This window comes from Quadrisphaera sp. KR29 (assembly GCF_052644995.1).
Genome location: NZ_JBQXXG010000005.1, coordinates 42748 through 69159 on the forward strand (window position 1 = coordinate 42748; position 26412 = coordinate 69159).

General features: G+C 76.7%; 24 protein-coding genes, 1 tRNA gene and 1 pseudogene. 9 read left to right on the forward strand and 17 right to left on the reverse strand.

Features of this window, described 5'->3' with window-relative positions; genetic code table 11:
• Positions 1-72: 72 nt before the first annotated feature.
• From ACUN9U_RS05940 to ACUN9U_RS05980, 9 genes are all read right to left on the reverse strand, one after another.
• Positions 73-1794, reverse strand: coding sequence for a glycosyltransferase family 39 protein (locus ACUN9U_RS05940; RefSeq protein WP_445484010.1), 1722 nt, complete (start codon positions 1792-1794; stop codon positions 73-75).
• Positions 1791-3443: a glycosyltransferase gene (locus ACUN9U_RS05945; RefSeq protein WP_445484011.1), complete on the reverse strand. Its 1653-nt coding sequence runs from the start codon at positions 3441-3443 to the stop codon at positions 1791-1793. The genes ACUN9U_RS05940 and ACUN9U_RS05945 overlap by 4 nt, the downstream gene beginning before the upstream one ends.
• On the reverse strand, positions 3440-4774 hold the full coding sequence (locus ACUN9U_RS05950) for a glycosyl hydrolase family 8 (RefSeq protein ID WP_445484012.1): 1335 nt from the start codon (positions 4772-4774) through the stop codon (positions 3440-3442). The genes ACUN9U_RS05945 and ACUN9U_RS05950 overlap by 4 nt, the downstream gene beginning before the upstream one ends.
• A complete protein-coding gene (locus ACUN9U_RS05955; protein ID WP_445484013.1) occupies positions 4764-6227 on the reverse strand; it encodes a glycosyltransferase family 4 protein in 1464 nt (487 codons plus the stop codon). The genes ACUN9U_RS05950 and ACUN9U_RS05955 overlap by 11 nt, the downstream gene beginning before the upstream one ends.
• The gene (locus tag ACUN9U_RS05960) at positions 6224-7000 is read right to left on the reverse strand and encodes a dolichyl-phosphate beta-glucosyltransferase (protein WP_445484014.1); all 777 of its coding nucleotides are present in this window, start codon (positions 6998-7000) and stop codon (positions 6224-6226) included. The genes ACUN9U_RS05955 and ACUN9U_RS05960 overlap by 4 nt, the downstream gene beginning before the upstream one ends.
• A gap of 195 nt (positions 7001-7195) precedes the next feature.
• Positions 7196-7738: a GtrA family protein gene (locus tag ACUN9U_RS05965; RefSeq protein ID WP_445484015.1), complete on the reverse strand. Its 543-nt coding sequence runs from the start codon at positions 7736-7738 to the stop codon at positions 7196-7198.
• Between the two features lie 223 nt (positions 7739-7961).
• Positions 7962-8660 (reverse strand): class F sortase, encoded by a 699-nt coding sequence (locus ACUN9U_RS05970; protein ID WP_445484016.1) that lies wholly within the window; start codon positions 8658-8660, stop codon positions 7962-7964.
• A complete protein-coding gene (locus tag ACUN9U_RS05975) occupies positions 8657-9442 on the reverse strand; it encodes a DUF4397 domain-containing protein (RefSeq protein WP_445484017.1) in 786 nt (261 codons plus the stop codon). The genes ACUN9U_RS05970 and ACUN9U_RS05975 overlap by 4 nt, the downstream gene beginning before the upstream one ends.
• 767 nt (positions 9443-10209) lie before the next feature.
• Positions 10210-10297, reverse strand: a tRNA-Leu gene (locus tag ACUN9U_RS05980).
• Positions 10298-10521: 224 nt separating this feature from the next.
• Between ACUN9U_RS05980 and ACUN9U_RS05985 the strand changes: the two genes are divergently transcribed.
• Positions 10522-11460: a universal stress protein gene (locus ACUN9U_RS05985; RefSeq protein WP_445484018.1), complete on the forward strand. Its 939-nt coding sequence runs from the start codon at positions 10522-10524 to the stop codon at positions 11458-11460.
• A 150-nt stretch (positions 11461-11610) separates the two neighbouring features.
• Positions 11611-14103: a diguanylate cyclase domain-containing protein gene (locus ACUN9U_RS05990; RefSeq protein ID WP_445484176.1), complete on the forward strand. Its 2493-nt coding sequence runs from the start codon at positions 11611-11613 to the stop codon at positions 14101-14103.
• On the opposite strand, the gene ACUN9U_RS05995 is transcribed toward ACUN9U_RS05990, so the two are convergent.
• Together ACUN9U_RS05995 and ACUN9U_RS06000 are read right to left on the reverse strand one after the other, a co-directional pair.
• A complete protein-coding gene (locus tag ACUN9U_RS05995; RefSeq protein ID WP_445484019.1) occupies positions 14088-14606 on the reverse strand; it encodes a DUF6328 family protein in 519 nt (172 codons plus the stop codon). The genes ACUN9U_RS05990 and ACUN9U_RS05995 overlap by 16 nt on opposite strands.
• 134 nt (positions 14607-14740) lie before the next feature.
• Positions 14741-15103, reverse strand: coding sequence for a hypothetical protein (locus ACUN9U_RS06000; protein ID WP_445484020.1), 363 nt, complete (start codon positions 15101-15103; stop codon positions 14741-14743).
• Positions 15104-15260: 157 nt separating this feature from the next.
• On the opposite strand from ACUN9U_RS06000, the gene ACUN9U_RS06005 reads away from it, so the two are divergent.
• Together ACUN9U_RS06005 and ACUN9U_RS06010 are read left to right on the forward strand one after the other, a co-directional pair.
• Complete coding sequence (locus ACUN9U_RS06005; RefSeq protein WP_445484021.1) at positions 15261-15704, forward strand: MarR family winged helix-turn-helix transcriptional regulator; 444 nt, start codon at positions 15261-15263, stop codon at positions 15702-15704.
• Between the two features lie 77 nt (positions 15705-15781).
• Positions 15782-16987: pseudogene (locus tag ACUN9U_RS06010) on the forward strand (MFS transporter); the annotation flags it as partial.
• A 198-nt stretch (positions 16988-17185) separates the two neighbouring features.
• On the opposite strand, the gene ACUN9U_RS06015 reads toward ACUN9U_RS06010, so the two are convergent.
• From ACUN9U_RS06015 to ACUN9U_RS06025, 3 genes are all read right to left on the reverse strand, one after another.
• Complete coding sequence (locus ACUN9U_RS06015) at positions 17186-17476, reverse strand: SHOCT domain-containing protein (RefSeq protein ID WP_445484022.1); 291 nt, start codon at positions 17474-17476, stop codon at positions 17186-17188.
• Positions 17477-17746: 270 nt separating this feature from the next.
• Positions 17747-18430 (reverse strand): response regulator, encoded by a 684-nt coding sequence (locus ACUN9U_RS06020; RefSeq protein WP_445484023.1) that lies wholly within the window; start codon positions 18428-18430, stop codon positions 17747-17749.
• Positions 18427-19713 carry a sensor histidine kinase gene (locus tag ACUN9U_RS06025; protein WP_445484024.1) on the reverse strand — a complete coding sequence of 429 codons (1287 nt, stop codon included), beginning with the start codon at positions 19711-19713 and terminating at the stop codon, positions 18427-18429. The genes ACUN9U_RS06020 and ACUN9U_RS06025 overlap by 4 nt, the downstream gene beginning before the upstream one ends.
• A gap of 362 nt (positions 19714-20075) precedes the next feature.
• Between ACUN9U_RS06025 and ACUN9U_RS06030 the strand changes: the two genes are divergently transcribed.
• The gene (locus ACUN9U_RS06030) at positions 20076-20849 is read left to right on the forward strand and encodes a metal-dependent hydrolase (protein WP_445484025.1); all 774 of its coding nucleotides are present in this window, start codon (positions 20076-20078) and stop codon (positions 20847-20849) included.
• A 22-nt stretch (positions 20850-20871) separates the two neighbouring features.
• Here ACUN9U_RS06030 and ACUN9U_RS06035 read toward each other — a convergent pair whose 3' ends face one another.
• The 3 genes from ACUN9U_RS06035 to ACUN9U_RS06045 form a co-directional block, all read right to left on the reverse strand.
• On the reverse strand, positions 20872-22650 hold the full coding sequence (locus tag ACUN9U_RS06035; protein WP_445484026.1) for a DEAD/DEAH box helicase: 1779 nt from the start codon (positions 22648-22650) through the stop codon (positions 20872-20874).
• Between the two features lie 82 nt (positions 22651-22732).
• Positions 22733-23503 carry a diguanylate cyclase domain-containing protein gene (locus ACUN9U_RS06040; protein ID WP_445484027.1) on the reverse strand — a complete coding sequence of 257 codons (771 nt, stop codon included), beginning with the start codon at positions 23501-23503 and terminating at the stop codon, positions 22733-22735.
• Positions 23504-23611: 108 nt separating this feature from the next.
• Positions 23612-24310 carry a DedA family protein gene (locus ACUN9U_RS06045; RefSeq protein WP_445484028.1) on the reverse strand — a complete coding sequence of 233 codons (699 nt, stop codon included), beginning with the start codon at positions 24308-24310 and terminating at the stop codon, positions 23612-23614.
• Positions 24311-24434: 124 nt separating this feature from the next.
• On the opposite strand from ACUN9U_RS06045, the gene ACUN9U_RS06050 reads away from it, so the two are divergent.
• The 4 genes from ACUN9U_RS06050 (at position 24435) to ACUN9U_RS06065 (ending at position 26262) form a co-directional block, all read left to right on the forward strand.
• On the forward strand, positions 24435-24641 hold the full coding sequence (locus tag ACUN9U_RS06050; RefSeq protein ID WP_445484029.1) for a hypothetical protein: 207 nt from the start codon (positions 24435-24437) through the stop codon (positions 24639-24641).
• Between the two features lie 79 nt (positions 24642-24720).
• On the forward strand, positions 24721-25254 hold the full coding sequence (locus tag ACUN9U_RS06055; RefSeq protein ID WP_445484030.1) for a YbhB/YbcL family Raf kinase inhibitor-like protein: 534 nt from the start codon (positions 24721-24723) through the stop codon (positions 25252-25254).
• 14 nt (positions 25255-25268) lie between these two features.
• The gene (locus tag ACUN9U_RS06060) at positions 25269-25820 is read left to right on the forward strand and encodes a YbaK/EbsC family protein (RefSeq protein WP_445484031.1); all 552 of its coding nucleotides are present in this window, start codon (positions 25269-25271) and stop codon (positions 25818-25820) included.
• A 7-nt stretch (positions 25821-25827) separates the two neighbouring features.
• Complete coding sequence (locus ACUN9U_RS06065; RefSeq protein ID WP_445484032.1) at positions 25828-26262, forward strand: SRPBCC family protein; 435 nt, start codon at positions 25828-25830, stop codon at positions 26260-26262.
• Positions 26263-26412 lie beyond the last annotated feature (150 nt).

Genomic DNA, 26412 nt, shown 5'->3' on the forward strand with positions numbered 1-26412 from the left:
GTCGCGCCGCCGGTGCGGGGACGGCGGCCCCGTCCCCGCCACCGCTCGTCGCTCCTCCGCGGGCGTCCAGCATCAGCCCCGACCACCGCGCACGACGGCCGGGCCGACCACCTGCGTCAGGGGCTGGGTCAGCTGCAGCCCGCCCACCGGCTCGAGCTGGTCGTACCCGACCCGGTAGCCGACGACCTCCATGCCGGGCGTGAGGTCCTCCTCGTAGACCTTCGCGTAGTTCCGCTGGAAGAAGTCGGCGATGTCGGCCTCGTACCCCTGGTCGTAGCTGAGCAGCAGGTAGACCCGCTGGTGGCCGGATGCGAGGGCGTCGACCTGGTCGGGCAGGGCGGCCGGGTCGAAGGCGGGGATGCCCCCACGCCGGTCCCACTCGGGCAGCGTGACCACCTTCGCGTCGCCGTCGTAGTACTTCTCGAACGGCCAGATGGTGAACGGCGAGGACACCACCACGAGGTCGGAGGGACCTGCCTTCTCGCTCAGCAGCTCAGCCGCGCCGCGGTAGTCCTCCTTCACCGGCACGTCGGTGCGCACGGCCTCGGCGACGGTGGCCGTGGCCGTCAGGGCCAGCACGACCGCGGCGGAGACCACCGCGAAGCGGGGGCGCATGGCCGCGACGAAGGCCACCACGAGGAGCACCACCGCGGGCAGCGCGGCGATCATGTACCGCGACAGGAAGAACGGCGAGATGAGGTGGCTGAGCACGAACGCCAGCAGCACGGGACCGAACGCAGCGGCCACCACGGCCCACAGCTCGCGGTCCGGACGGCGAGCGACCCGCACCACCAGCAGCGCGGCGAGCATGAGCAGGGGCCAGGTGGCCACGAGCGCGGAGTTGGCGCTGTCGGGCAGGAAGCCGCCGAGGAACTGCGAGTAGACGTTGGTGAAGTCCACCGACGACGGCGAGGGCAGCTGGGGCCGCGTGCCGGAGGCCGAGCCCTCGGCGCGGAAGTAGGCCAGCCACGGCAGCAGGGCGAGGGCGACGAGCACCGCGGTGCCCGCCATCCGCCCCAGGCCGCGCCAGCGCTCGCGCGAGGAGACCAGGAGGAAGACCAGGCCCTGCGCCACGAGCACGAAGAGGAAGAAGTAGTGCGTGTAGGCGCCGGCCACCGCCGTCAGCGCGAAGCCGGTCCAGTCACCCGCGCTGCCCCGCCGCAGGACCCGCAGGAGGAAGAGCTGGCTGAGCAGGGTGGCGAAGACGAGCATCGTGTACATGCGCGCCTCGTTGCCGTACCAGTTCATGAACGGCGACAGGGCGAACAGCGCCACGGCCAGCAGCGCCCAGCGGGTGCGCAGCACCCGGCGGGCCACCAGGTAGAGCACCGGCAGGCTGGCCAGGAAGAACACCAGCGACAGCGCGCGGGCGGTCTCGACGTCGCCTCCGAAGGCCAGGCGCCAGGTGCGCAGGAGCAGGTGGTGTCCCGGGACGTGGACGTCCTGCGCCACCTCCTTGAGCATCGCCCCGTAGCTGCGGTCGGTCTGCTGCATGCTCTGCGACTCGTCAAGGCGCAGGCTCTGGTCGGCGAGCCACAGGCGGGAGACGGTCAGGACGGCCAGGGCGCACAGCAGCTGCACGGCGGCGACCACCCACAGGCGACGGCGGTGCAGGACGTCGTCCACGCGGCGCGCCGCGACGACGACGCTCCGGCGGGCCGACGCCCACCCCGACGGCGCTGGCCCGGTGGCGCCCTGCGGGCGCTCCCGGACGTGCGCGCCGGGAGCGGCGCGGCCCTGCGGGTCGGACGGAGCGGTCGCCCCGGCGGGCGAACCGAGCGCGGTGCTGGTCAACGGGCCTCCTCGAGGACGGGGCTGGCCGTCTGGACGCGCTCGCGCAGGTCGACGACGTCGGAAGCGCCCTGCGGGCGGGGAGCGCGCCGCGGTGCGGCCGCGAGCACGAACGGCACGGAGACGGCCACGTGCACGCACAGCCAGGCGGCGTTGGCGATGAGGGAGGGCGACAGGCCCTCGCGCGCCAGGCCCACGGCCAGCGCCAGCGCACCGACCGCCGCGTAGGCGAGGTTGGGCACCACCAGGCGCAGGAAGTTGGCCTGACCGCCGTCACCGACGTCCTTGCTCGTCACCGCGAAGCTCGTGCGCCGCTTGGTGAGCACGGAGGCGAGCGCGGTGAGCTGCAGCCACCAGGAGGACAGCGAGAAGGAGATCGCCTGGAAGCTGTAGGAGGCCGCGCTGGTGCGCTGCAGCACGTACAGGTTCAGCCAGATGTAGGGCAGGAACACCAGGGCCAGGGTCATCGTGGAGGTGACGATCGGGGTCTGGCCGGTGAAGAGGTAGATGACCGGCAGCAGCGTGGAGGCGAGCACCACGACGCCGGACAGGTAGTAGGCGGCCGAGGAGAGGTACTGCAGCCGCTGCCCCCAGCTGAGGCCGCGCCGCAGCAGCGGGTTGTAGGAGAAGACCACCTCCAGGCTCCCGCGGGTCCACCGGAACTGCTGCTTGTAGTAGTTGAGGAAGTCGTCAGGGGCCAGCCCCTGCGCCAGCACCTTCGGCACGTAGGTGCTGCGCCACCCCGCGTCGTGCACGAGCAGCGAGGTGAGGAAGTCCTCGGCGATGCTCGTCTCGCACATGCCGCCGGCCTCCTCCAGGGCCGTGCGGCGGATGGCCATGTTGGTGCCGCACATGAAGGCGGAGTCGACGCGCGACTTCCCGGTCATGATCGGCCCGAAGAACAGCGTCTGCTGCTCCCACGCGGTGCGGGTGACCCGGTTGTCGCGGTGGTTGGCGTAGTACTGCGGCGTCTGCACGAAGCCCATGCGCTCGTCGGTGAAGTAGCCCATGACCTCGGTCAGGAACGCGGGCGCCGGCACGTGGTCGGCGTCGAACACGACCACGAAGGGGCTGGTGGTGCGCGCGAGGGCGTGGTTGATGTTGCCCGCCTTGGCGCCGCCGGGGGTGGTGCGCGTGAAGCACCCCACGCCCAGCTCCTCGGCCAGCACCTCGATGTCGCGCCAGTCCTCCTTGCGCGCCACGAGGCCGTCGTTGAGCAGGTGCACGCGGACGGCGCCGCGGTGCTCCATGGCCAGCGCCGCCAGCGCCGTGCGGCGGACCACGTCGACCGGCTCACCGCACACGGTGATGAAGACGTCGACGTCGCCGTCGAAGTCCGGGTCGAACGCGCGGTCGCGGTCGGTGGCCCACACGGTGTGCACGTAGCTGGCGATCTGGAAGAGGTGGAACACCTCGGTGACCGCGAGCGTCCAGAACAGCAGGGCGTTCCCGTGCTCGAAGGCGAAGCAGATCATGGCGAAGTAGACGGCGGCCAGGACGAGGTTCAGCGTGAGGACCACGCGGCTCGGCACGTGCTGCAGGAACGCCGTCTCCTCGGGCGCCAGGGAGCCCGGCGCGGCGTCGGGGTCCTGCGCGGCCGGGCGCCCGGGGCGCTCGTGCGGCTCGCGCAGGTCCAGGGTGGCGTCGGTCACGGGAGGTCCCTCCCTCGAGGGTCGTTGAGGTCGGGGAGCTGGTCGAGGTGCAGCGCCATGCCGAACCACGCCCAGTTGGCGTCGTAGTAGCCCAGGCCGGGCTTCGCCGCGCGGGTGTCGGGGTCGTACAGGGACAGCAGCTCGGTGCGGTACACCTCACGAGCCAGGACCGGGCGTGCCAGCTCCAGAGCGCCGAGGGCGCCGCCGTGCATCGCGGTGGAGGCGTAGTCGACGGCCGGCTGCCCCGCGTGGGTGTAGACCGCGGCCCAGCGGCCCTCGGTCTCCCACGCCGCACCCAGCACGGAGGCCTGCTGCTCCAGGAGCGCACGCGCCCGCGGCTCGTCGTTCCACCGGGCGTCCAGCGCCAGGCGCCACGGCAGGCGCAGCGCCTCGAAGCCGAAGTCGGTGGTGCTGCCGGTGGTCGTGGTGATGCCGGTGGCCACCGAGGCCTCACCGGTCGTGCGGTCCAGGCGCACCCAGTCCGGTGCGAGGGTGCCCTGGGCCTGGCCGCCCAGCGGGTCGGCGGAGACCTGCTGCAGCACGTCGTAGCTGCTGTCCACCAGGCCGTTCCAGTCGTGCCCGGGGTCCACGCGGGAGAAGGCGCGGTAGGCGTAGGGCGCGAAGTACGAGGGGTTGACCAGCACCGACGCGGTGTCGTCGCGCTCGAGGTCGTTGGCGGTCAGCACCGGGCGGCCGGCGACGTCCACCACCTCGTACTGCCAGACGGCGTCGATGAGGGGCAGCGCGTCGTAGAGGTAGTCGTCGTCCTGCCAGCGCGAGTACGCCATGAGCAGGGAGAAGGCGACGTCGACGTCGGCGTCGCTGGCGGCGTTCTGGCCGCCGGAGTCGGTCTGGATCCCGTAGGTGCCGTCGGCGCGGGGCCCGAAGCGCCAGGACAGCAGGCGGTCGGGGCGCTGGAGGTTGTCCTTGGTCCACTGCCACGAGCTGTCGAAGGTGGCGCGGTCGTCGCTCCAGACCGCGCGCATCATCGTGTAGCTCTGGCCCTCCGAGGTGGTGATCCCGCCCTGCGAGGGGTCGAGGGTGCGCCCGCTGCCCCCTTCCAGGAAGTCAGCCTTGTACGAGGCCCACATGTCGCCCAGCGCTGTGCCCTCCGAGGGGACCATCGGGGTGTCGGCGACGATGCGCTCCCCCGCCTGCCGGGCTCCGCCGGTCAGCTGCAGGGCGACGGCCAGCACCAGCACGAGGGCGGCGGCGACGGCGCCTCCCGTCAGCCAGCCGCGGGTGCGCGAGCGGCGCGGGGCGTGCTCGGGCCCTCGGGGAGCGTCCTGCGAGGGCGCCGGTCCGGCGCCCTCGACCTGGTCAAGCGACATCGGTGCCTCCGGGTCGGTGGGGCTGCGCGGAGCGCGCAGGGGTGGTCAGGTCCACGACGTCGGCGTGCCGGGCCACCAGCAGGCTGATCGACGGGTCGTGGGCGTCGACGTCCAGGCGGCTGAGCAGCCCGAGGGCGTCGACCTCGTCCGCTCCGGGGAGCAGCGCCCGGACGCGGTCGTCCTGGACGAGCCAGCGGTCGCCGCGGCGGCTGGTGGCTCCGGGCCGCCAGCTCTCGGGCAGGACGGCGCGCGGCAGGTCCACCACCACCGAGACGTCGTTGGCGGCTCGCCGTTCGGGGCGGCCCCAGCTGCGGGAGGTGCGCTCGTGCTCGGAGACGAGGGCGGCGAGCACCCCGTCGGCGGTGCGCCGCCAGGTGAAGCGACCGGCCCACGCGCGCGCGCCGGACCGCAGCCGCTCCGCGGTGGCCGGGTCGGCGAGCTCGGCCAGGGCGCGGTCGAGGGCGCTGGCCAGCACCGCGACGGGGTCGGCTCCGGACTCCTCGGTGTCGTCGACCAGCCAGCCGGTCTCCCCGTGCCGCACGGTGTCGCGGGCACCGGTGGCGCGGCGCGCCAGCGAGGGCACGCCCGCGGCGTTGGCCTCCAGCAGCGACAGCGACCAGTCGCCGCCGTCCGAGGCGCTCACCGAGAGCCAGGCCGTGGCCAGCACGTCGTCGCGGTCGGCGTCGGAGAGCCGCCCGTGGAAGACGACTGGCGCGCTGAGTCCCGCGGCGAGGTCCTCGAGGCGGTGGCGGTCGGTGCCGTCGCCGACCAGGTGCAGCTCCAGACCGGGGTGTGCCGGCGCGACGCGCGCCACCGCGGTGAGGAGCGTGTCCAGGCGCTTGTAGGGCGAGAGCCTCCCCACGACCACCACGAGGGGTCCGGGCGCTGGGGCGGCGGTGATGCCCCGGGTGTCCGCGCCCCCGGGCACCACGCGCACCGGGCCGCGCAGGTGCAGGCGGCGGCGCACGGCCTTGCGGGTGGACGGGGAGAGCACCACGACGTTGCGGCGCCCGTAGACGCGCCGCGTGGCGGGGCCCTCCAGCCAGGCGGCGAAGCGAGCGGCCGCGCGGGGCAGGGAGCGGGTGAACAGGTCCTGGTGGACGTGGTGCACGAGGAGGACCACCGGGGTGCCTCCGGCCACGACCGGGCTGAAGAAGGGGATGCCGTTGGCCGAGTCGACGACGCCGTCCAGCTGGCGGCGGTGGCGCAGCAGCCAGGCCATCGCCAGGGGGTAGACGGTCATCCAGCCACCCATGCGGCGCACGGCGTACCCGTCGACGACCTCGCGCGCGGGGGTCCCCGCGGGGCGGCTCGTCACCAGGGTGACCGCGTGGCCGTCGGCGGCCAGCTCGCGGGCCACCCGCTCGCAGTACAGCTCGGCGCCGCCTGCGGCGGGGTGGCGGCGGTCGCGCCAGTTGAGGACGGCGATGCGCGCGGTGCGGGGCGCGCTCACGCGACGCGCGCCAGGGACGAGCGCAGGGCCCGCACCTCGGACAGGATCCGGGGGCCGTGCGTCCAGAGGCTGAAGGACGACCCCGACGCGTCGTCGGTCCACTGGACCGGCACCTCGCACACGGGGAGGCCGAGCCGAGCGGCGATCGCGAGGACCTCCACGTCGAAGGCGAACCCCGACCCGGTGACCCGCGGGAAGATCGCCTCGGCGGCCTCGGCCGAGAAGAACTTGAACCCGCACTGCGAGTCCACGACGCCGCCGGTCAGCGGGCGGGTCAGGGCCCGGAAGGCCAGCGAGCCCAGGCGGCGGACCAGCGGCTGCGCCACCACGTAGGAGGCGCCCGGTGCACGCCGCGACCCGATGACGACCGGGTCCCCCTGCCGCAGCTGGTCGAGGACCGGGACGATGAGCGAGGGCGGGGTGGACAGGTCCGCGTCGCAGAAGCCGCGCCAGCGGGCGGTGCTCGCGAGCATGCCGCGGCGGACGGCGGCGCCCTTGCCCTGGCGGGAGCAGCCGATGAGGCGCAGCCGCGCGTTGCGGGGTGCGACCTCGGAGGCGGCGTCGACGACCTCAGCGGTGCGGTCCACCGAGCCGTTGTCGACCACCGTCACCACCACGGACAGCGGCAGCCCGGCGACCTGCGCCAGCAGCTCCTCCAGGGTGGGTCCGAGCCGGGCCTCCTCGTTCCAGACGGGGACGACGACGTCGAGGTCGGCCGTCCAGCGCGGCGTGCGCCGCACGGGCAGCGCCGTGGTGTCCGGGGTGGTGCTCACGTCGATCACCTCGTGGTCGTGGGCCCTGTGGCAGGGCAGGGCGGACAGCAGGAGTGGCAGGTGGTGGGAGGAGTCCCGTGCGGGCCACAGGGTGTTCGACGCCGCTCGGCGTCCGGATCGCCCCGGTCCGCGGCTCTCCTCCGGGTGGTGCGGGCAGGCGGGGACCGCGTCGCGGTCGCACCTCCGGCTCGCGCGTCAGGCGCGGGCCGGTGCCTCGGGGGTGGCGAGCGCGGACGGGGCGGTCGCCTGCGGCAGGGGCACCTCGGTGGGCACGTCCAGCACGAGCGGACCTGCGACCGGGACCGCACCCCGGGGAGCTGCGGCCGCGCGAGCGCCGCGGGCGAAGACCAGCCGGGAGCTCACGAGGTAGGACACGGCGGCGCTCACCGCGGTGGCCAGCAGCACGCTGGCGGTCCCGGAGGCCCCGAGCAGGCGGTGCGCCGCCCAGAAGGCGAGGGAGTTGGCCCCGAAGGCGACGAGCACCGAGGCGTTGAAGAGCAGCGCGCGCCGCGCGACGGCCCCGAGCGGCTCGGTCGCTCCTGCCCGGCGCGAGGCCCACGTCCAGTGGTAGCTGACGAGGAAGTTGACCTGGGTGGCGACGACGAAGGCCGTCGCGTTGGCCGCCTCAGCGATGACGTGCCCCGACAGGAGCCGGTACACCCCGAGGTGCAGCAGGGTCATGGCCACGCCGGTGACGGCGAACCTCGCTCTGTGGTCGCGCACGATCGACGTCAGCACGGACTTCCCCCCTCGTACGCCGGACACCCCCCGTGCCTCGTCGCACCACCGCTGCTGGAGCGGCCCTGCGACCGTACGTCGTGAGCGACCGGATTCCTAACCGGGTGGCGGGCGCACCCGGACGGGAGACGGGCATCGGCGTGATCGACACCAGTCCTCCTCACCCTGGGTGAGCGGAGCAGGACCGTGCGCAGCGCCCGAGCTCCGCGAGGGCCGGAAGGACTCACCGGAGGCTCGCGAAGACGATGACGTTGTCCTCGTAGTGCCCGGTGGCCCTGTCGAAGGCGCCGCCGCACGTCACCAGGCGCAGCACCGGTCCCGGCCGGGGCCCGTACACCTCCTGCGTGGGGAAGTCGTCCTTGCTGACGCGCACGACGTCGTCCACCGCGTAGGTGACGGTCGTGCCGTCGTCCAGCTGGACGTCCACCTGGTCGCCGGCCTCCAGCTCGTGGAGCCGGAAGAACACCGCCGGGCCGCTCCTCGAGTCGACGTGGCCGGCGATGACGCTCGGTCCCGGTCGACCCGGGACAGCGCTGGTGGTGAGCCACCCCGCGCTCTGGGCATCACCGAGGTCGGGCACCTGCAGCGCGCCGTCAGCGGCGATGCCCAGCGGCAGCAGCCCCGAGGCGACGCCGATGCGCGGCACCGAGACTCCCACCGGCACGGGCGTGCGCCCAGCGGTCGCGCCCTCGGCACCGGTGGCGAGGGACGGGGCGAACCCCTCCCGCGTCACCGCGGGGGCCGCGGAGGCGGCCGTGGCCGCGGACGGGGCCGCGGACGGGGCCACCGCGGCAGCAGGGCCCGGGGCGCCGGTGGTGCCCGTCGTGGGCGACGGAGCCGCTGCCAGCGCCAGCGCGCCCGCACCCAGCACCAGCGAGGCCGCCCCGGCGGCGAGCGCCGCGAGTCCGTGCGCTCGGCTCACGGGCGCGCCCGGCGGCTCCGCGCCCCGGCCAGCAGCACCCCGGCGGCTGCCGTCGCGACCGAGGTGCCTGCCAGCAGCGCTGCGGCCGGAGCAGGCTCCGGAGCGCTGCGCTCGAGGGAGTCAGCTGCCCCGCCCCCGCCGGTGGCTGCGCCGCCGGCGGGCAGCACTCCCCCGGCACCACCGCTGGCGTCCGCGACCGGGGTGACGGCCAGCGCCGACGCCCCGTCGCGCCCGTCGGTGACGGCCAGCGTGTACGTGCTGCCTGCCTCCAGGACCACGTCCGCAGTGCCAGCGGTGGATGTAGCGCTGCCGCCGGCGACGGGCTGCGCGCGCAGCGTCCAGCGGCCGGCAGGCACGTCGGTGTAGCTGGTGGAGGCGGCGAAGGGAGCGCCGCGGACGATGGCGGGTCCTTCCACGGCGGAGACGTCCACGGCGGACGCGGAGCTGGCGGCCGAGAGCACCCGCACCCTCGCCTGCCCCGCGGACGGCGGCGTGAGGTCGTCCTCGAGCGGCACGAGACGGGCGTCCGCTGCGGTGCCGAGCGCCACCACCGTGTACGCGCGGCCGGGCTCGGCCTGCAGGGTCGAGCTCAGCACCGGGGCCGTGGCGGCGGAGGACCCGGCGGGGCGGACGCCCACGTCGTACGCCCCGGGCGCGACCTGCGCGTAGGTCGACACGTCGCCGTAGCCAGCGCCGTCCACCGCCACTGCGCCCTGCGCTCCGCGCGGGACGAGGTCGATGTCCATCTGGGGCAGGTCCGGCACCAGGTGCGCGGCACGCACCCAGGCCGGACCCTCCACCGCGGGAGCGCCAGGGCCGGAGGCCGCTGCAGCACCCGCGGGGACCAGGAGCAGGGCGGAGACCAGCGCGGTCGCGGCTGCCGCTCCGCGGCGGAGGGGGCGTCGTGCGTGCATGGAGGAGGTTCGGAGCCGGCGGCGCCGCAGATGGGGCGATCAGGACGTGTCCTCCCCGACCAGCCCGGAAGGCGCAGAGCGGTCACGCAGCGCGAGCAGTGCTGGACGCGGTCCGAGGGGAGGGACCGCTGGACGACGAGGAGGGCCCTGACGGGCGCCGAGGAGCCAGCGCAGCAGGTCGTGGGCCTGCTCCCGGCTCGCCGGACGCAGGGCGGCCGAGGGGGTCGGTCGCGGCGCCCCGCGAGCCGGACCCGAGAGGGCTGTGAGCGGAGTGGGGCTCATCGCCCACCCGTCGACCACCTGTCGAGCCACAGGAGGAGCCTCAGGCGCCAGGGGTGGTCGGCGCGGACGTAGCCCGGGCAGGGACACCGGGTGCAGTCACTGCCGGAGCCGTCGTGCCGGTGCTCCGCGTACACGTGCAGGCAGTCCCAGCACGTCTCCTGCGGCCGGATCCGCGCCACGGCTCATGCTCCCGCCGCGAGGCCGGCGGCGGTAGTCCTCACCCGCCCGACGTCCACGGCGTGGTCCGCGGTCTTCCGAGGTCGGCCACCGCGGTGCCCTGGATCGCACGGCCGCGCCGGGCTCGGTCTCCGTCAGGGCCCGGCGTCATCACCGCCGACCCGGGGTCCATCACGTGGTGTCCGAGGGGGGACTTGAACCCCCACGCCCTGTACGGGCACTAGCACCTCAAGCTAGCGCGTCTGCCTATTCCGCCACCCGGACGAGTGCGGCTCGAGGTTAGCACCCGCGCCAGGGGCCGACGGGGCCCACCTCCCCGGCGCGGCGGGAGGCGCGGTGGCGGCGCGGTCCGTGCGGGCGGCGCCGGCCCGCACGACCCGGACGGCCCTGGGCGGGCCGTTGGGCCCTTCCACCGGCCCGTGCACCGTCGTAGCCTCCAGTCCCCCGACCGGGTGACGGAGCCCGGCCGCCCTGGAGGGAGGCCCAGCGTGACCACCTCGGAGCACGACAGCGACGTCCGCCACCGCCCCGACCCGCCACCCCCGGGCCGGCGCCACCTGGTCATCGCCTACGACGGGTCGCAGGGGGCCGTGCGGGCCCTCGACTGGGCCGCGCAGGAGGCCGAGCGGCTCGGGGCCCCCCTGCGCGTGGTGGTCTGCGTCGACTGGCACCCCGTGGCGAGCCCCGAGGCGGCCGGGGCCCTGCTCGCCCCACCGGACCTGCGCCGGCTGGGCGAGCAGCTGGCCGACCAGGCCGCGGCGCACCTGCACGCGCACCACCCCGGCCTGGAGGTGACGCGGGCCGTGCACGACTGGGCCTCCGCCGTGCCCGTCCTGCTGGAGGAGAGCAGCGCGGCCCGGCTCGTGGTGGTGGGCTCGCGGGGGCACGGAGCGTTCGCCGGCATGCTGCTCGGCTCGACCAGCGCCCAGGTCGCGGTGCACGCCCGCTGCCCGGTGGTCGTGGTGAGGCCTCCGAAGGAGGGGCTCACCACCCCGCCGCGCGGCGTGGTGGTCGGCGCGGACAGCTCCCCAGCGGCCCGGGGCGCCCTGCGCTTCGCCCTGGAGGCGGCGGCCGTGCGCGGCGCGGAGGTCACCGCGGTCCGCGCCTGGCAGCCGCCGTCGCTGTGGGGCTCCACCCAGCACGGCCCGGCGCACGCGCAGCTGGTCGCCCTCGAGCAGGCCCAGCGGGCGCTGCTGCAGGAGGCGGTCGCCGAGGCCCAGCGCGCCCACCCGGGCGTGGTGGTCCACCAGCGGCTGGTCAGGGAGCACCCCGCCACGGCGCTGCTGAGGGCGGCCGAGGGCGCTGAGCTGCTGGTGGTGGGCTCGCGGGGCTCCGGCGGGTTCCGAGGCCTGCTGCTCGGCTCGGTCAGCCGGCCGGTCATCCACCACGCGCACGGTCCCGTGGCGGTCGTCCACGACGACGCCTGACAGCTCGCTGCCAGCGGCTCGCCCACGCCCGTGGCCCCGCTGGCGCCCACGAACCGCGGGCACGCCCGGGGAGGCTGGTCGCGCCGGTGGCGAAGACCGGCGCGCAGAGCCCTCAAGTGGGAGGCCGCCGCTGCCGTTGGTGCCGTCGTGATGATCTTCAGGTCCCCGGGGACGCCGCCGAGCAGCACCACCGGCGCCCTGGCGCTGCTCGGCGCGCCACCCGTGCGGGCCGTGGGGCAGGCGGTCGGGATGTCGGCGCTGCTGCTGGCGACGGTGCTGCTGGCGCGGGTGCTGCGCCCCGAGGGCAGCAGCCTCACGCTGGTGTGGCCGGCGGCCGCCGTCGAGGTCGTCTGGCTGGTCACCGCTCGCAGCCGCGCCCGGGTCGTCGCCGCCTGCGCCCTCATCCCCGCCACGGTGGCGGCGGGCAACCTCGTCACCGGCGCTCCGCCGGACCTGGCCGTGGTCTTCGCCCTGGCCAACCTCGCCCAGGCCGTGGTGGCCTGCCGGGTCGGCAGGCTGCTGGCCCCGGGGGCCGGCAGGGGCTGGTGGGCCTCGCCCGCGGTCCGGCCGGTGCGGACGCCCCGGGACCTGCGCGACCTCCTGGTGGTCGCGCTCGCCTCCTCGGCGGCGGCCGCCGTCGTCATCGAGGCGGGCAGGGCCGCCCTGGGGCTCAGCGCGGGTGAGCCGCTCGCGCTGGTCTCGCTCCTGGTGCGCAACACCACGAGCATCGTCGTCCTGGTCCCCCTCGTCGGCTGCGTCGCCGAGCGGCTCACCGGCACGCGGACCAGGCCGGTGCAGGACGTCGGCTGGCGCCAGCGCGCGCTGGTGGCCGTGCTGGCCGTGACCGCGTACGCGGCGGCGTTCGGCTGGACCTCCGGCCTGCCGCTCGCGTTCGTCGTGCTGCCCCTGCACGCCTGGAGTGCCATGACGCGCTCCCGGCTGGTCGTCACGGTCGGCAACCTCGTGGCCACCGTCGTCGTGGTGGCGGCGACCACCAGCGGGCGCGGCGCCTTCTCCGCCGTCGAGGCCGCGCCCGCCGCCGCGGACCTGGACCTGCTGGTCGCGCAGCTGTTCATGCTCTTCCTGTCCTGCAGCAGCCTGCTGCTCGCCACCCACCGCGACGCGCGCGACGAGCTGGTCCGCAGCACGCAGGCCGCCCTGGCGGCGACCCGTCGCGCCGAGGAGCGGGCCCAGGAGGAGGCCGACCGGGCCCAGCAGCAGGCGGACCTGCTGCGCACCGTGCTGGACACCGTCTCCGACGGCCTGACGGTGGTCGACGCCGAGGGCGCGCTCGTCCTGCGCAACGCCTGGGCCGGGCGCCAGCCGGCCGTCGCCGAGGCGGGGACCGGGCAGGCGCTGTGGCCCACCGACGCCACCCTGCACCGGGTGGACGGCAGCCCGCTGCCGCACGAGGAGGTCCCGGTGGTGCGCGCCCTGCGCGGGCAGGACGTGGAGGCCCAGGACCTGCGGATGCGCACCCCTGAGCACCCCGAGGGGCTGGTCCTGTCCGTCAGCGCCCGCCGGCTGCCGGCGGGCGGGGAGGCGGGCCGGTCGGGCGGGGTGGTGGTGGCCTACCGGGACGTGACGGCGGAGCGCACCGCGACCGAGCAGATCACCCGCACCCGCGACCTGCTCGACGCCGTGCTCGCCTCGGCGACGCGGCAGTCGGTCATCGCGACGGACGTCGAGGGGCTCATCACCCTGTTCAACGTCGGCGCCGAGCAGATGCTGGGCTGGTCCGCCGCCGAGGTGGTGGGCACCGACGTCTCCCTGCTGCACCACCCCGCGGACTTCGCGGGATCGGCAGGGTCAGCGGGGTCGGCGGCGCCGTCCGGACCCGGGGACGCGGCGCCCTCGGCCACGGACGTCGTGCACGAGGGGCTGGTGGCCATGGCGGAGGTGGTCCGCGCCGAGGGCCACTGCACCCGGCAGCTGAGCTACCGGCGCCGTGACGGCGCCCTGGTGCCCGTGGAGCTGACCGTCACCGCGATGCGGGACGGCGAGGGCGGCGTCTCCGGCTTCGTCGGCATCGCCTCGGACATCGGCGAGCGCCTGGCGACCCAGCGGCAGCTCGAGCACCAGGCCACGCACGACGCGCTGACCGGCCTGGCCAACCGCCGGCTGCTCGTGCAGCGCCTGCGCTCGCTGCTGGAACCGGCCCGGCAGGCGGAGCCCGGCGCGGCGCCGGTCGCGCTGGTGCTCCTGGACCTCGACGGCTTCAAGGCCGTCAACGACTCCGCCGGGCACGAGGTCGGCGACGACCTGCTGTGCCAGGTCGCCCAGCGCCTGCGGGCCAGCGTGCGCCCGCGGGACCTCGTCGCGCGCTTGGGCGGTGACGAGTTCGCCGTCGTCTGCAGCGGCTCGAGCAGCGAGGACGTCGGCGCGACCATCGCCCCCCGCCTGCTGATGGCGGTGGCCCACCCCGTGGTCGTCGACGGCCGGGCCTTCTCCGTGGGCGCGAGCATCGGCGTCGCCGACGCGCGCGGGGGCGCCAGCGTCGACGAGCTCCTGCGCCGCGCGGACCGGGCGATGTACGCCGCCAAGCGCGGGGGCAAGAACCGCGTCCAGGTGGCCGCCGGTGGACCGCCCGGTGAGGTGTCCGGTGGGGTGCCCGGTGGGGTGCCCGGTCAGGCGGCGGTCTGAGGCGGTGCCGCCGCGGCGCGCAGGGCCCGCCGGCGCAGGGTGAGCGGCACCAGGCCCCACAGGAGGGCGAAGACGACGACGGCGGCGCCCCCCGCGACCAGGCCCGCAGCGCCGCCCAGCAGCACCGCGACGACGAGCAGGACGACGGCGGCCAGCGCCCCCGCCAGGCACGCCAGGCCCGCCACCGCGCAGCGGTGCCCCACCAGCACGAGCTCCGCGCGGGCCCGCCGGCGGAACACCGCCCGGTGCACGCTGACCGGCGCGGCGAACAGGGCGGTGGCCAGCACCGCGAGCCCGACGGCGACGAGGTAGACGACCACCTGCCAGGTCGGGGCCTGCGCGAAGCGGGGCTGGAAGGGCAGGGTCAGGAGGAAGCCGGTGAGCACCTGCACGCCGGTCTGCACGACGCGCAGCTCCTGCAGCAGCTCGGCCCAGTGCCGGTCCAGCTGGGCCAGCTGGCTCTCGCCGCGCTCGTCGCGCCACGCCTCGTCGTCGTCGTGCACGCCGCCATGCTGGCGGCAGGAGGTGCCGCGCGCGCGAGGACCGGCGGGCGGGCGGTGACGCGTGAGACCCGCACCCGGTGGTCCTGGGTGCGGGTCTCCTGCGCGGTCGCGGCCGCGGGTCGGTGGCGCGCCCGTCAGCCGGCAGCGGACAGCGCCGCCGCCACCGCGTCGGGGTTGGACAGCCCGATGGACAGGTCGAGCAGGTCGTCCATGGTCAGCGCGGGCCCGGCGTGCTCCTCGAGCGCCTCCAGGGGAAGGCTCGCCACCCGCACGCCGCGGGCCGACAGGCCCGTCACGACGCGCTCGGAGGCCTGCTTGGTGACCAGGCCGGAGCACTTGGGGCAGGTGAACTGGTAGAAGCTGCGCGCCGCGTCGGAGGCGCACACCACCAGGTCGAAGCTGTCGGCCGGCAGGGTCATGGCCCCGCAGACCGGGCACGAGCACGTGATCCGCGCCGGGTCTCCGGAGCGGGGTGCGGGAGTGGTCGGGTCGGGCACGGCGGCCTCCTCGGGTCCTGCGGTCCGTGCTCAGACGCTAGGCCGTCGGGCCCCCTCTTCGTGGGAGGCTCGCCGAACTCGTCGCGGCCGACGCGTCTCGCCGACCTCGCGGAGCCCGCGGGTCGACAGGTGCATAAGCGCGTGATACACATGGTGGGTGCCTGCAGCAACCGACTTCTCCGCGGCGCTGGAGGACCTGCTCAGCTGGGCCCGCCGCCTGGCACCCCCCGGTGACCTCAGCCTGGCCGCCACCACCCTGCTGGCGCGGCTCGCCCGCGACGGCGGCTCCGGCGTCTCGGCGCTGGCCGCCGCCGAGGGCGTCAGCCAGCCCGCGATGAGCCAGATGGTCGCCCGCCTCGAGCGCGATGGCCTCGTGGCCCGCACCGCCCACCCGCAGGACGGGCGGGCCCTCGTCGTCGTCCTCACCGACGCGGGCCGCGAGCTGGTCGGCGCGCGCCGCGCCGCCCGCGCGGCAGCGCTGGCCGACCTGCTGCAGGCCGCGCCCCCCGGCGACGCCGAGCTGCTGCTGTCCGCCACCCCTGCCCTGGCGCGCCTCGCGCAGGCGGCGCTCGCCCGCCGGGCCGTCCCCGCGCACCCCTGAGCGCTCCACCTCGGACGCCCACGCCCCCGAACCCCCCGGAAGGACCCGCTCCCGTGAGCTCCCACGCCCCCACGTCGATGCGCGACACGCTCCGCCAGCCGCGCGCCGTCTGGGCCGTCGCCTTCGCCTGCGTCATCTCGTTCATGGGCATCGGCCTGGTCGACCCGATCCTGCCCGTCATCAAGGACGAGCTGGGCGCCACGCCCGGGCAGGTCTCCCTGCTGTTCACCAGCTACCTCGTGGTGACGGCCGTCGCGATGCTCTTCGTCGGCGCGGTCTCCAGCCGCATCGGGGCCAAGAAGACCCTCATCGCCGGGCTGGCGGTCATCGTGGTCTTCGCCGGGCTCGCCGGCCTCAGCGGTGGCGTGGACGGCATCGTCGGCTTCCGCGCCGGCTGGGGCCTGGGCAACGCCCTCTTCATCGCCACCTCGCTGGCCGTCATCGTGGCCAGCGCCACCGGCGGCTTCGCCGGCGCGATCATCCTCTACGAGGCCGCGCTCGGCCTGGGCATCGCCGTCGGCCCGCTGGTCGGCGGCCTGCTGGGCGGCATCTCCTGGCGCGGCCCGTTCTTCGGCGTCTCGGTGCTCATGCTCGTCGCCCTCGTGGCCACCGCGCTGCTCGTGCCGTCCACGCCGCGGCCGGCGCACCCCACGCCGTTCCTCGCCTCGCTCAAGGCGCTGCGCCACCGCTCGCTGCTGACCATGGCGCTGGCCGCGCTGGCCTACAACTGGGGCTTCTTCACGCTGCTCGGCTACGCGCCGTACCCGATGGAGCTGGGCGTGCACCAGCTCGGCTGGGTCTTCTTCGGCTGGGGCCTGCTCGTCGCCGCCTTCAGCGTCTGGGTGGCCCCGCGCCTGCAGGCCCGGTTCGGCACCGCGCCCACCATGTACGCCGTCTTCGCCGGGCTGGCCGTGCTGCTCGGGGTCATCGCGGCCGGCGTCGACCACCCGCGGGTGGTCATCGCGGCGACCATCGCCACCGGCGCCTTCATCGGCGTCAACAACACCCTCATGACCCAGGCGGTCATGCTCGTGTCCCCGGTGGAGCGGCCCGTCGCCTCCTCCGCCTACGGGTTCCTGCGGTTCATCGGCGGCGGGCTCGCGCCGTTCGTCGCCGGGAAGCTGGCCGCGGCCAGCGGCTTCGGGCTGCCGTTCTGGGTGGGCGCCGCCTCCTTCCTCGTGGCGATCGTCGTCCTGGCGACCGGGCACCGGGTGCTCGCCCGCGCCGAGGCCGCCGCTCCGGCCGCACACGGCGAGACCGGCGAGGAGGAGCTCGCCGTGCCCGAGCCCGCCGGCGAGGGCCTCGACCTCGACCGCCTGGCCGACGAGGCCCCCGCGGCCCCCCGCTGACCCCACTCCCCCGGCGGCGGCGGGGGTCAGGGGTCGACAGGTGCAGAACAGGGGCGTCCCGGTGACCGGGACGCCCCTGTTCTGCACCTCCGGGTGGCGCGCGATGACCACCGGCCCGCGGGCCGGCCGCGGTCACCGCCGCGTGCTCCGCAGCACGGCGAGGCGGGCGCGGTAGCCCTCCTCGTCGACGTCGCCGCGGGCGTAGGCCTCCCGCAGCACCTGCTCGGCGCTGCGCGAGCGGCGGCGCCGCACGGTGAAGACGACGGCGCCGATGACGAGCACCCAGAACAGCAGCGGCACGAGCACCCAGGGGCCCGGCCCGCCGCCGTGCCACGGGCCGGGGCCCCAGCGCGGGTCGGTGGCGGTGCTGGCCGCCACCGAGGTGAGGGAGGCGGTGAACGGGTGGGTGAGCAGTGAGTCCATGCCGTCGACGGTGCCCCGCCGACCCCGCCCGCCGCATCGGCCTGCGTGCGTCACCGCGGCTGCGCCTGCGTGCGTACGCGCGCACCGCGTCGCCCGCGGTCCCGGCTGCTGACCCGCTGCCGCGCCACCTGCCGCGGCGCCGCACCGGAGGATGCGCCCCACGGGCGTGACCGGTCGAGCACCCGCAAGGGGCCGGTCCTCCGACGCGCCGGACCCGCGCGGGTGGCTCCGCGGCGCCGGGCGTCAGGTGGGAGGCTGCGCCCGTCCGGGTCAGCCCCGCCAGCCGGGCCGCACCAGCCCGGTCTCGTAGGCGAGCACCACCAGCTGCGTCCTGTCCCGCGCCCCGAGCTTGGCGAGCACGCGCCCCACGTGCGTGCGCGCGGTGGCTGGGCTCAGCACGAGCCGCTCGGCGACCTCCTCGTTGGACAGGCCCTCGGCCACGAGCGCCATGACCTCCCGCTCCCGGGCGGTGAGGACGTCGAGCGACGCCGCGCGCTCCCCCGCACCGGCCGGCGGGGCGGTGGAGCGGGCGGCGAACTCCGCCACCAGCCGCCGCGTCGCCCCGGGGCTGAGCAGCGCCTCGCCGGCGGCGGCCACCCGCACGGCGCGGACCAGCTCGGCCGGCTCGGTGTGCTTGACCAGGAAGCCCGTGGCACCCGCGCGCAGCGCGTCGAAGACGTGCTCGTCCAGCTCGAAGGTCGTCAGGACGACGACGCGCACCCCGTCCAGCTCGGGGTCCGCGGTGATGCGCCGCGTGGCCTCGATGCCGTCCAGGCGCGGCATCCGGACGTCCATGAGGACGACGTCGGGGAGCAGCGCGCGGGCCGCCGCGAGCGCCTGCTCGCCGTCGTCGGCCTGCCCCACCACCTCGATGCCGTCCTGCGCGTCGAGCAGGGCCGCGAAGCCGGCGCGGACCAGCTGCTGGTCGTCGACGACGAGCACGCGCACGCTCACGGCTGCCGCCCGGTGCCGGCCGTGGTGCCGGTGGTCGCGCGGGCCAGCGGCAGCTCGGCCCGCACGCACCAGCCCCCGCCCTCCGCCGGGTCGCGGGGCCCGGCGGTCAGGCGGCCGCCGAGCGCAGCGGCGCGCTCGGCCATGCCCGGCAGGCCGCCGCCTCCGCTCGGCGCCGGGGCGGGGGCAGCGGGCCCGTCGTCGTCGACGACGACGACGAGCAGGTCCGGCGTGCGGCGCAGCAGCACCCGGGCCGGGGACCCGCCGGCGTGGCGGGCGACGTTGGTCAGCGCCTCCTGCACGATGCGCGCCGCGGCCAGGTCCACCGCCACCGGCAGGCCTGTGAGGTCGCCCTCGGCGCGCGCCTCGACGCGCAGGCCGGCGTCGCGGGGACGGGCGAGCAGGGCGTCGAGGTCGGCGACGGTGGGGGCGGGCGCGCGAGGCTGGCGCGGTGCGTCGGCGTCGCCTCCGCGCAGGGAGGCGAGCACGCCGTTCACCTCCACGAGGGCGTCGCGGCTGGCGGCGCGGATGGCCGTGAGCGCCTCGCGGGCGACCTCGGGGCGGTCGTCCATGAGCTCGAGGGCCACACCGGACTGCACGGTGATCATGGAGAGGCTGTGGCCGATGACGTCGTGCAGCTCACGGGCCACGGCGAGGCGCTCGTCGCTGGCGCGCCGGTGGCGCTCCTGCTCGCGGGCGACGGCCTCCTGCTCGGCCTGCCGGCGGCGGTCGGCCGCCGCGGCGCGGCGGGCGCGCACCCCCTCGGCCACCGCGACGACGGCGAGCACCCACGCCAGCGACCCCACGGCGACCGACCACGGCAGCTGCAGGCGCCCCCACAGCGGCAGCCCGACCGAGACCACCGCCCACGCCGCGCCCAGCACGGCGTACGCGGTGGCGCGCCGGCGGGCGCCGTCACGGCCGGGCGCCGAGCCGGCGACGGCGCTGACGGTGGCCACGGCCAGCGACAGCCACACCGGCCCGCTGACGCGCGTGCCCGCGACCCACACCAGCAGCGCCAGCGCCGCGGCGCCCTGGACGAGGTGGGGGTGGCGCCGCCTCAGCAGGAGGGCGGCGGGGCCGACGAGCAGCAGGGGCACCCAGGGGCCCAGAGACCGCAGGTCGGCGCCGCTGGCGAGCGCGGCGACGCGGGAGCCGGCCACCTGGACGAAGGCCGTCGCGACCACCGGCGCGACCAGGCGCAGCCGGACGCGGCGCGCGGCGCCCGGCGAGACCTCACGCGCCGCGCTCGGCTGGCTCGCGGAGGGCGGGCTCGCTGGGGTCACCGCCCGACGCTAGCCAGCGCGGGCGCCCGCCGTCGTCGTCCTGGGAGCGGAGCCGCCCGTACGCCGCGCTGCGTACGCGGCAGCAGGACTCGGGCCCTCGGTGTCGGAACCCCGGCAGGACGTGTCGGAACCGGGCCCCGGTTCCGACACCTGGTGACGGGGTTCCGGCACCTGGCGGCAGGGTTCCGGCGCATCGGCGCCTGACCCGCGCGACGGGCTCGCACGAACCTCGTGGAGGCCACGACGGAGGGCCGGACGGCGATCACCGCGGCGCGGCGACACCGCACCGGCGACCGTCGGTGACTAGCGTGTGACCGGGTGCCACGGGGTCGCCCGGAGAGCGCAGCTGGGGGGCGAGACGGGTGCTGGGTCACTCGCACGCGATGTCAGGGCTGGCCGCCGGCGCGGCCACGCTGCCGTGGGCCGCGCAGGCCGGCGTCAGCGGGCCCGTCGAGCAGGTCGCCTGGGTGGCCGCCTGGGGCGGCTTCGCGATGCTGCCCGACCTGGACCAGGGCGGGATCCACTGGCGCGGCGTGATGCCCAGCGCCACCGGCTCCACGGTCGCCCGCATGTGGGGCCCGATCACCACCACGCTCGCCAGCGTGGTCGGCAGGATCGCCGGCGGCCACCGCCAGGGCACCCACGACCTGCTGCTGGCCCCCGCGATCTTCGGGCTGCTGACGGTGCTCGCGGCCAGCAACCCGTGGGCGTCGATGGCCGTGGTCGCCCTCGGCATCGGGCTGGCGCTGCAGGCCCTGCACGTCGTCATCCCCGGCAAGGTGGAGCAGACGGTGGTCGGCAACCTGCTGATCTCCGTGGTGGGCGCGTGGTGGGTCACCGGCACCGCCAACCACGCCCTGGAGTGGCTGCCGTACGCGGTGGCCGGCGGCGTCGTCGTCCACATCCTCGGCGACTGGCTGACCGTGGGCGGCGTGCCCGTGCCCCTGACGTGGGTGGGCGGCCACTCGGCGCGCCTGAGCGCCAGCCTGTTCAAGACCGGCGCGAAGCCCGAGCACGTGCTGGCCACGATGTTCGGCGTCGCGGCGCTCGTGCTCGTGGTGGCCTTCTCGCCGCTGCAGGGCTACGTCGTGCCGGTGATCCAGCCGGTGCTCACCAGCGCGCCGACCTCCCCGTAGCCCCGCCCCACCGGCCGGCGCGTCAGAAGCGCTCGGGGCGCACGCGCACCTTCCGCCCGCGGATGAGCCCGCCCTGAAGGCCCTGCACCACGTCGTCGACGGAGCCCGAGGGCACCTCGACGAGGCTGTAGCGCTCGTGCACCTGGATGGCGCCGACCTCCCCGCCGTCCAGGCGCGTCTCCCCGGTCACCGCGCCCACCAGGTCCTGCGGGCGCACCCCGGCCTGGCGGCCCAGGCCCACCCACACCCGGGAGACCTCCCCGCCCAGGCGCGGCTTGCGCCCGCCGCGCACCGGCCCCACCTCGCGGCCGTGCGGCAGGCGCCGGCCCTCGCCGCGGGCGCCGCCGACCGGCCGGCTGGAGCGCTCGGCCCGCTCGGCGCCGGCGCGCGGGCCGGAGCGCAGCGGGCGCCCGGCGGAGGCGTCGGGCACGTCAGGCTCCTCGGCGCGCTCGCCCCTGGCCTCGGCCAGCAGCACCAGGGCGGCGGCCAGCACCTCGGCGGGGTCGCGCTCGGCGGTGAGCTGCGCGGCGAGCTCGCGGGCGGCGCCGTCGACGTCGGCGGACTCCAGGGCCGCGGCGGTCCGCTGCGCCCGCCGCTCGCGCAGCACGGCCGCGGTGGGCACCGGCAGGACGGCGATGGAGCCGCGCGAGGCCCGCTCCAGCCCGGAGATGTAGCGCGCCTCGCGGGGCTCGGCGATGGTGATGGCCACCCCGGAGCGCCCGCCGCGGCCCACGCGGCCGATGCGGTGCACGTACGCCTCGGAGGAGGCGGGCACGTCGTAGTTGATGACGTGGGTCAGCTGCTCCACGTCCAGGCCGCGGGCGGCGACGTCGGTGGCCACCAGCAGCTGGGCCACCCCGGCGCGCAGCCGGCCCATGACCCTGTCGCGCTGGTCCTGGCTCATGCCGCCGTGCAGCGCCTCGGCGCGCATGCCGCGGCCGTTGAGGGCCTCGGTGAGCTCGTCGACCTCGCCGCGGCTGCGGCAGAAGATGATCGCGGCCGCCGGGGCCTCGACGTCGAGCACGCGGCGCAGCGCCGGCAGCTTCCACGCCCGCTGCACCACGTGGGCGCGCTGCTCCACCAGCGGCGCACCGCCCTCGGGCACCTCGCGCTGCAGCACCACCCGCACCGGGTCGGTCTGGTGGGTGCGGGCGATGCGCTCGATGCGCCCGGCCATGGTGGCGCTGAAGAGCACCGTCTGCCGCTCGCGCGGGGCCTTCTCGAGGATGCCCTCGATCTCCTCCTGGAAGCCCGCGTCGAGCATCTCGTCGGCCTCGTCGAGCACCACGGTGCGCACGCCCGAGAGGTCCAGGCTGCCGCGCGAGAGGTGGTCCAGGACCCGCCCCGGGGTGCCGACGACGACGTCGACCCCGCGCGAGAGCTCCCGCAGCTGCCCGCCGATCGGCGCGCCGCCGTACACGGCGAGCACGCGCACGCCCAGCCCGGCCCCGTAGGACTCGGTCGCGGTCGCCACCTGCAGCGCCAGCTCGCGCGTCGGCGCCAGCACCAGCGCCGAGGGGCCCTTCCCGGCCGGCTCCCCGGCGCGGCTGGCGTCGGCCAGGCGCTGCAGCAGCGGCAGGGCGAAGGCGGCGGTCTTGCCGGTGCCCGTGGCGGCCTGCCCGAGCAGGTCGCGCCCGGCGAGCAGGTGCGGCACCGCCTCCGCCTGCACCGGGGTGGGCTCCTCGTAGCCGAGGTCGTTCAGCGCCGCCAGCAGCTCCGGGCCGAGCCCGAGGTCGGCGAACCGCGTCGCGGAGGACGACGACGGCTCTGACGGTGCGGCGGTGTCTGGCGCGGAGCTCACGGGCCCCATCGTCTCGCAGGTCGCCACCCCCGCGTGACGCCCGGCCCGCCTGGCGCTCATGGCGCTGCGGCGGCCCGGCGCCTCAGCGGTTCGGCAGCGCCCCGCGCTCCATGGCCCGCTCGACCACGTCGAGCATCTCGGCAGCGGTCAGCGGCCCGTCAGCCTCGGCGTCGTCGGGGCCGTCGGCGCCGGGGTGCACCAGCGCGCCCACCACGGCCTGCAGCGGGAACAGTCCCTCGGCGGTGGCCGCGGGCTCGCGCAGCGCGTCGCGCACGGAGGCCACCACGCGGGTCACGGCGTCCTCCCCCGAGGGCAGCGGCAGGTCGGGCAGCAGCGCCACGAACCGACCTCCGCCGCAGTGGGCCAGCACGTCGCTGCGGCGCAGGTGCCCGCGCACCCGGGAGGCGACCACGCCGAGCACCGCCCCGCCGAGGTCGCCCTCGCCGACGGCGCAGAAGAGCAGCGCCGTGGTGGTGCCGGGCCGCTGGCGCTCCAGCGCCCGCTCGAGGGAGCCCAGGAGCTCGGCGCGGTGCGGCAGGGAGGCCGTCGGCTCGGGGCGCTGGGGGGCGGCCGGCGCTGCCACGCCCTCGTGGGGGTCGTGCCCGACCGCGGCGGCGGGCAGCGCAGCAGCGGGCAGCGCGGCGGCGGCGGCGCGCAGCAGCGCTGCCACGTCACCGCTGACCACCGAGGCCGAGGGCGCGACGCGGGTGACGTCGACGGCCAGCGGCGCGGCGAGCAGGCGCAGCACGGCGTGGGCGCGCGGGTCGGGGGTGTGCAGCTCGAGGCGGGGCTCGTGGTCGGCGGGCCCGGGGGCGCAGGAGCAGTGGCGGGCGCCGTCGCGGTGGCAGGTCACCCCCGCCCATCGGCAGGGCGGGACGCGCCCTTCACCACCGCCGCGCCACCTCCCGCGGGTTCACCTCACCGGGTGCCGCTCACCGCCGGTGCCGCTCACCGCCGGTGCTCAGCCGGCGCTGCGCTCCCCGGCCACCTCCGCGCGGCGCCGGGCGCGGTGCTTGCGGACCCGGCGCACCACCAGCAGCGCCACGGCCACCACCACGGCGCCGATGACGACCTTGTCCAGCACGTCGGCGTACCCCGAGACGCGGTCCCACTGCGAGCCCAGCCCGTAGCCGCCGCCGATGAGCAGCGCGTTCCACAGGGCGGTGCCCGCGGTGGTGTAGAGCAGGAACTGCCCCAGCGGCATCCCCGCGGCGCCCGCCGGCAGGGAGATCAGGCTGCGCACGCCGGGGATGAGGCGGCCGAAGAAGACCGCAGCGCGCCCGTGACGGCGGAACCACCGGTTCGCGGCGTCGGCGTCGTCGGCGTCCACCAGCGGCATCCGCGCCAGCAGGGCGATGGCGCGGCGCTGGCCGATGCGGCGCGCCAGCTCGTACAGCAGGAGGGCCCCCAGCACCCCGCCCGCGGTGGCCGCGAGGAACACCGCCACCAGGTCCATCCGCCCGTCGTAGGCCAGGAAGCCGCCCAGGGGCAGCACCACCTCGCTGGGGATCGGCGGGAACACCGTCTCCAGCAGGGTCAGCAGGAAGACGCCGGGCCAGCCGAGGGCGTCCATGACGTCGGCGACCCACCCCGACAGGCCCGTCAGGCCGCTGGCAGCGGACGTGCTGTCGGCGGAGGCGGCGGCGAGCACGGCGATCACCGGGCCCACGGTAGGGGAGGCGCGCGGGGCCGACCCCCCGGAGCAGGGGCCGACCCGCTCGGGCGCACAGCGCGGCCGCGCTCCTCCGAGTGCAGCGGCCCGGAGCGCGGGGCACAGTGGCGCCGTGACCAGCGACCCCGGCCAGCGCGCCGCCGCGGACCCCCTTGGCGTGGCCGCCCAGCTCGACGCCGGTGAGGAGGACCCCTCGGCCGAGGTCGCGGCGTCGCTGCCGGGCCACGGCGCCGACGAGGTGGTCGACGACGCCGAGGGCCACCGCGGGCCGGCCCAGGAACCGCCGGTCGGGCCGCCCTCGCAGGACCACCCGCGCTGAGGCCCCGCCGGCGGCCCCGCACCCGCACGCCGCCGCACGACCTGACCAGGACCCCCGAAGAAGCCCGGAGGAGACCACCGTGGACCTCGACCGCCCCCTCGCCCCTGAGCCCTACGGCCAGCTGCCGCAGGTGCCGTCCTTCACCCTCACCAGCACCGACGTCGCCGACGGCGAGCCGATGGCCGACCGCCACTCCGCCGAGGGCGGCAGCACCTCCCCGCAGCTGAGCTGGAGCGGGTTCCCGGCGGAGACGAAGTCCTTCGTCGTGAGCTGCTTCGACCCCGACGCGCCCACCCCGGCCGGCTTCTGGCACTGGACCGTCTTCGGCATCCCCGCCTCGGTCACCGAGCTGCCGACCGGGGCCGGCGACGAGGGCAGCACGCAGCTCGGCGGTGGCACCGCGGTGCGCAACGACGTCGGCGGCGCCGGCTTCACCGGGGCGGCCCCGCCGGCCGGTGACCGCCCGCACCGCTACGTGTTCGCGGTGCACGCCCTGGACACCGACGACCTCGGCCTGGACGCCTCGGCGACGCCCACCGTGGTGGCGTTCACGGCGCTGTTCCACACCCTCGCGCGGGCCACGCTGGCGCCGACCTACCAGGTGCAGGGCTGAGCGCCGGCGCGTCGGTGACCGGGCCGGGCGGGCTCGGCTGGGAGCCCGCCCTGGCGCGCACCGACCTGCTCGCCGAGCCCGTGGCCGCGGCGCTGGCCAGCTGGGGCGAGGCGGCGCAGCGGGTGCTGGTGGCCGGGATCGACCCCGACCTCGCCGACACCGCCGCCCTCGTGGAGGCCACCGGCGCCCCGGCGTCGGTCATGGCCAACTGCGTGGTCGTCGCCGGGCGGCGCGGGGAGGCCGAGCGGATCGCCGCGTGCGTGGTGCTCGCGACCACCCGCGCCGACGTCAACGGCCTCGTGCGCCGGCGCCTGGACGCGCGCAAGGCGTCCTTCCTCGACCACGACAGGGCCGTGGCCGGCTCCGGCATGGAGTTCGGCGGCATCACGCCCCTCGGGCTGCCCGCCGGCTGGCAGGTGCTCGTCGACGCCGCGGTGCTCGACGTCGACGTCGCCGTCATCGGCTCCGGGGTGCGCCGCTCCAAGCTGGCCCTGCCCGGCGCGCTGCTGGCGCAGCTGCCCGGCGCGGAGGTCGTCGAGGGCCTCGGCGTCCCGCTGTCGCCGTGACGCCGGCATGAGGCGCGAGCTCGCGGTCACCGGCGCCGCTCCCCCGCCGCTGGCGTGGGAGCGCTACGCCGACCCCTCGCTGTGGCCGACGTGGTCGCCGCAGATCGCGTCCGTGCAGGCCAGCACGGCGCGGCTGCGGACCGGGACGATCGGTGTCGTGCGCGGCCACGGCGGGCTCCGGCTCGCCTTCACCGCCGAGGACGTCGACGACGGCGCCCGCCGCTGGACCTGGCGCGTGGAGCCGACGCACGCGCTGCTGCTGCCGCTGCCGGGTGCGCTGCGCCGCCTCGGTCGGCTGCGCCTGGAGCACGGCGTCGCGCTGAGCGGGCGGGTCGACGGCGGGTCGACCACCACGCTGGCCCTGGAGGGCGCGGCACCGGTGGTGCTGGCGTACGCACCGCTGGCGGCGCTGGCGCTGCGGCGCCTGGTCGCCCTCCCCTGACGGCGCGCACCCCCGGCGCCAGCGGGTCCAGGTGGGGAGCCTGGAGCCCGGTGGGCAGGTCCGGTCCCGCTCCCCCACCGCGAGCCGGGACCCAGCCTGCCCACCGGGACCCAGCCTCCCCACCCGTCCACGGCGGTGGGGTCCTGGGTG

Excerpts from the sequence above, each read along its gene's own strand:
- ACUN9U_RS06015 (WP_445484022.1), bottom strand. The coding sequence starts at position 17,476 with ATGGACTCACTGCTCACCCACCCGTTCACCGCCTCCCTCACCTCGGTG.
- ACUN9U_RS06065 (WP_445484032.1), top strand. The coding sequence starts at position 25,828 with ATGAGGCGCGAGCTCGCGGTCACCGGCGCCGCTCCCCCGCCGCTGGCG.
- ACUN9U_RS05990 (WP_445484176.1), top strand. The coding sequence starts at position 11,611 with ATGATCTTCAGGTCCCCGGGGACGCCGCCGAGCAGCACCACCGGCGCC.
- ACUN9U_RS05950 (WP_445484012.1), bottom strand. The coding sequence starts at position 4,774 with ATGTCGCTTGACCAGGTCGAGGGCGCCGGACCGGCGCCCTCGCAGGAC.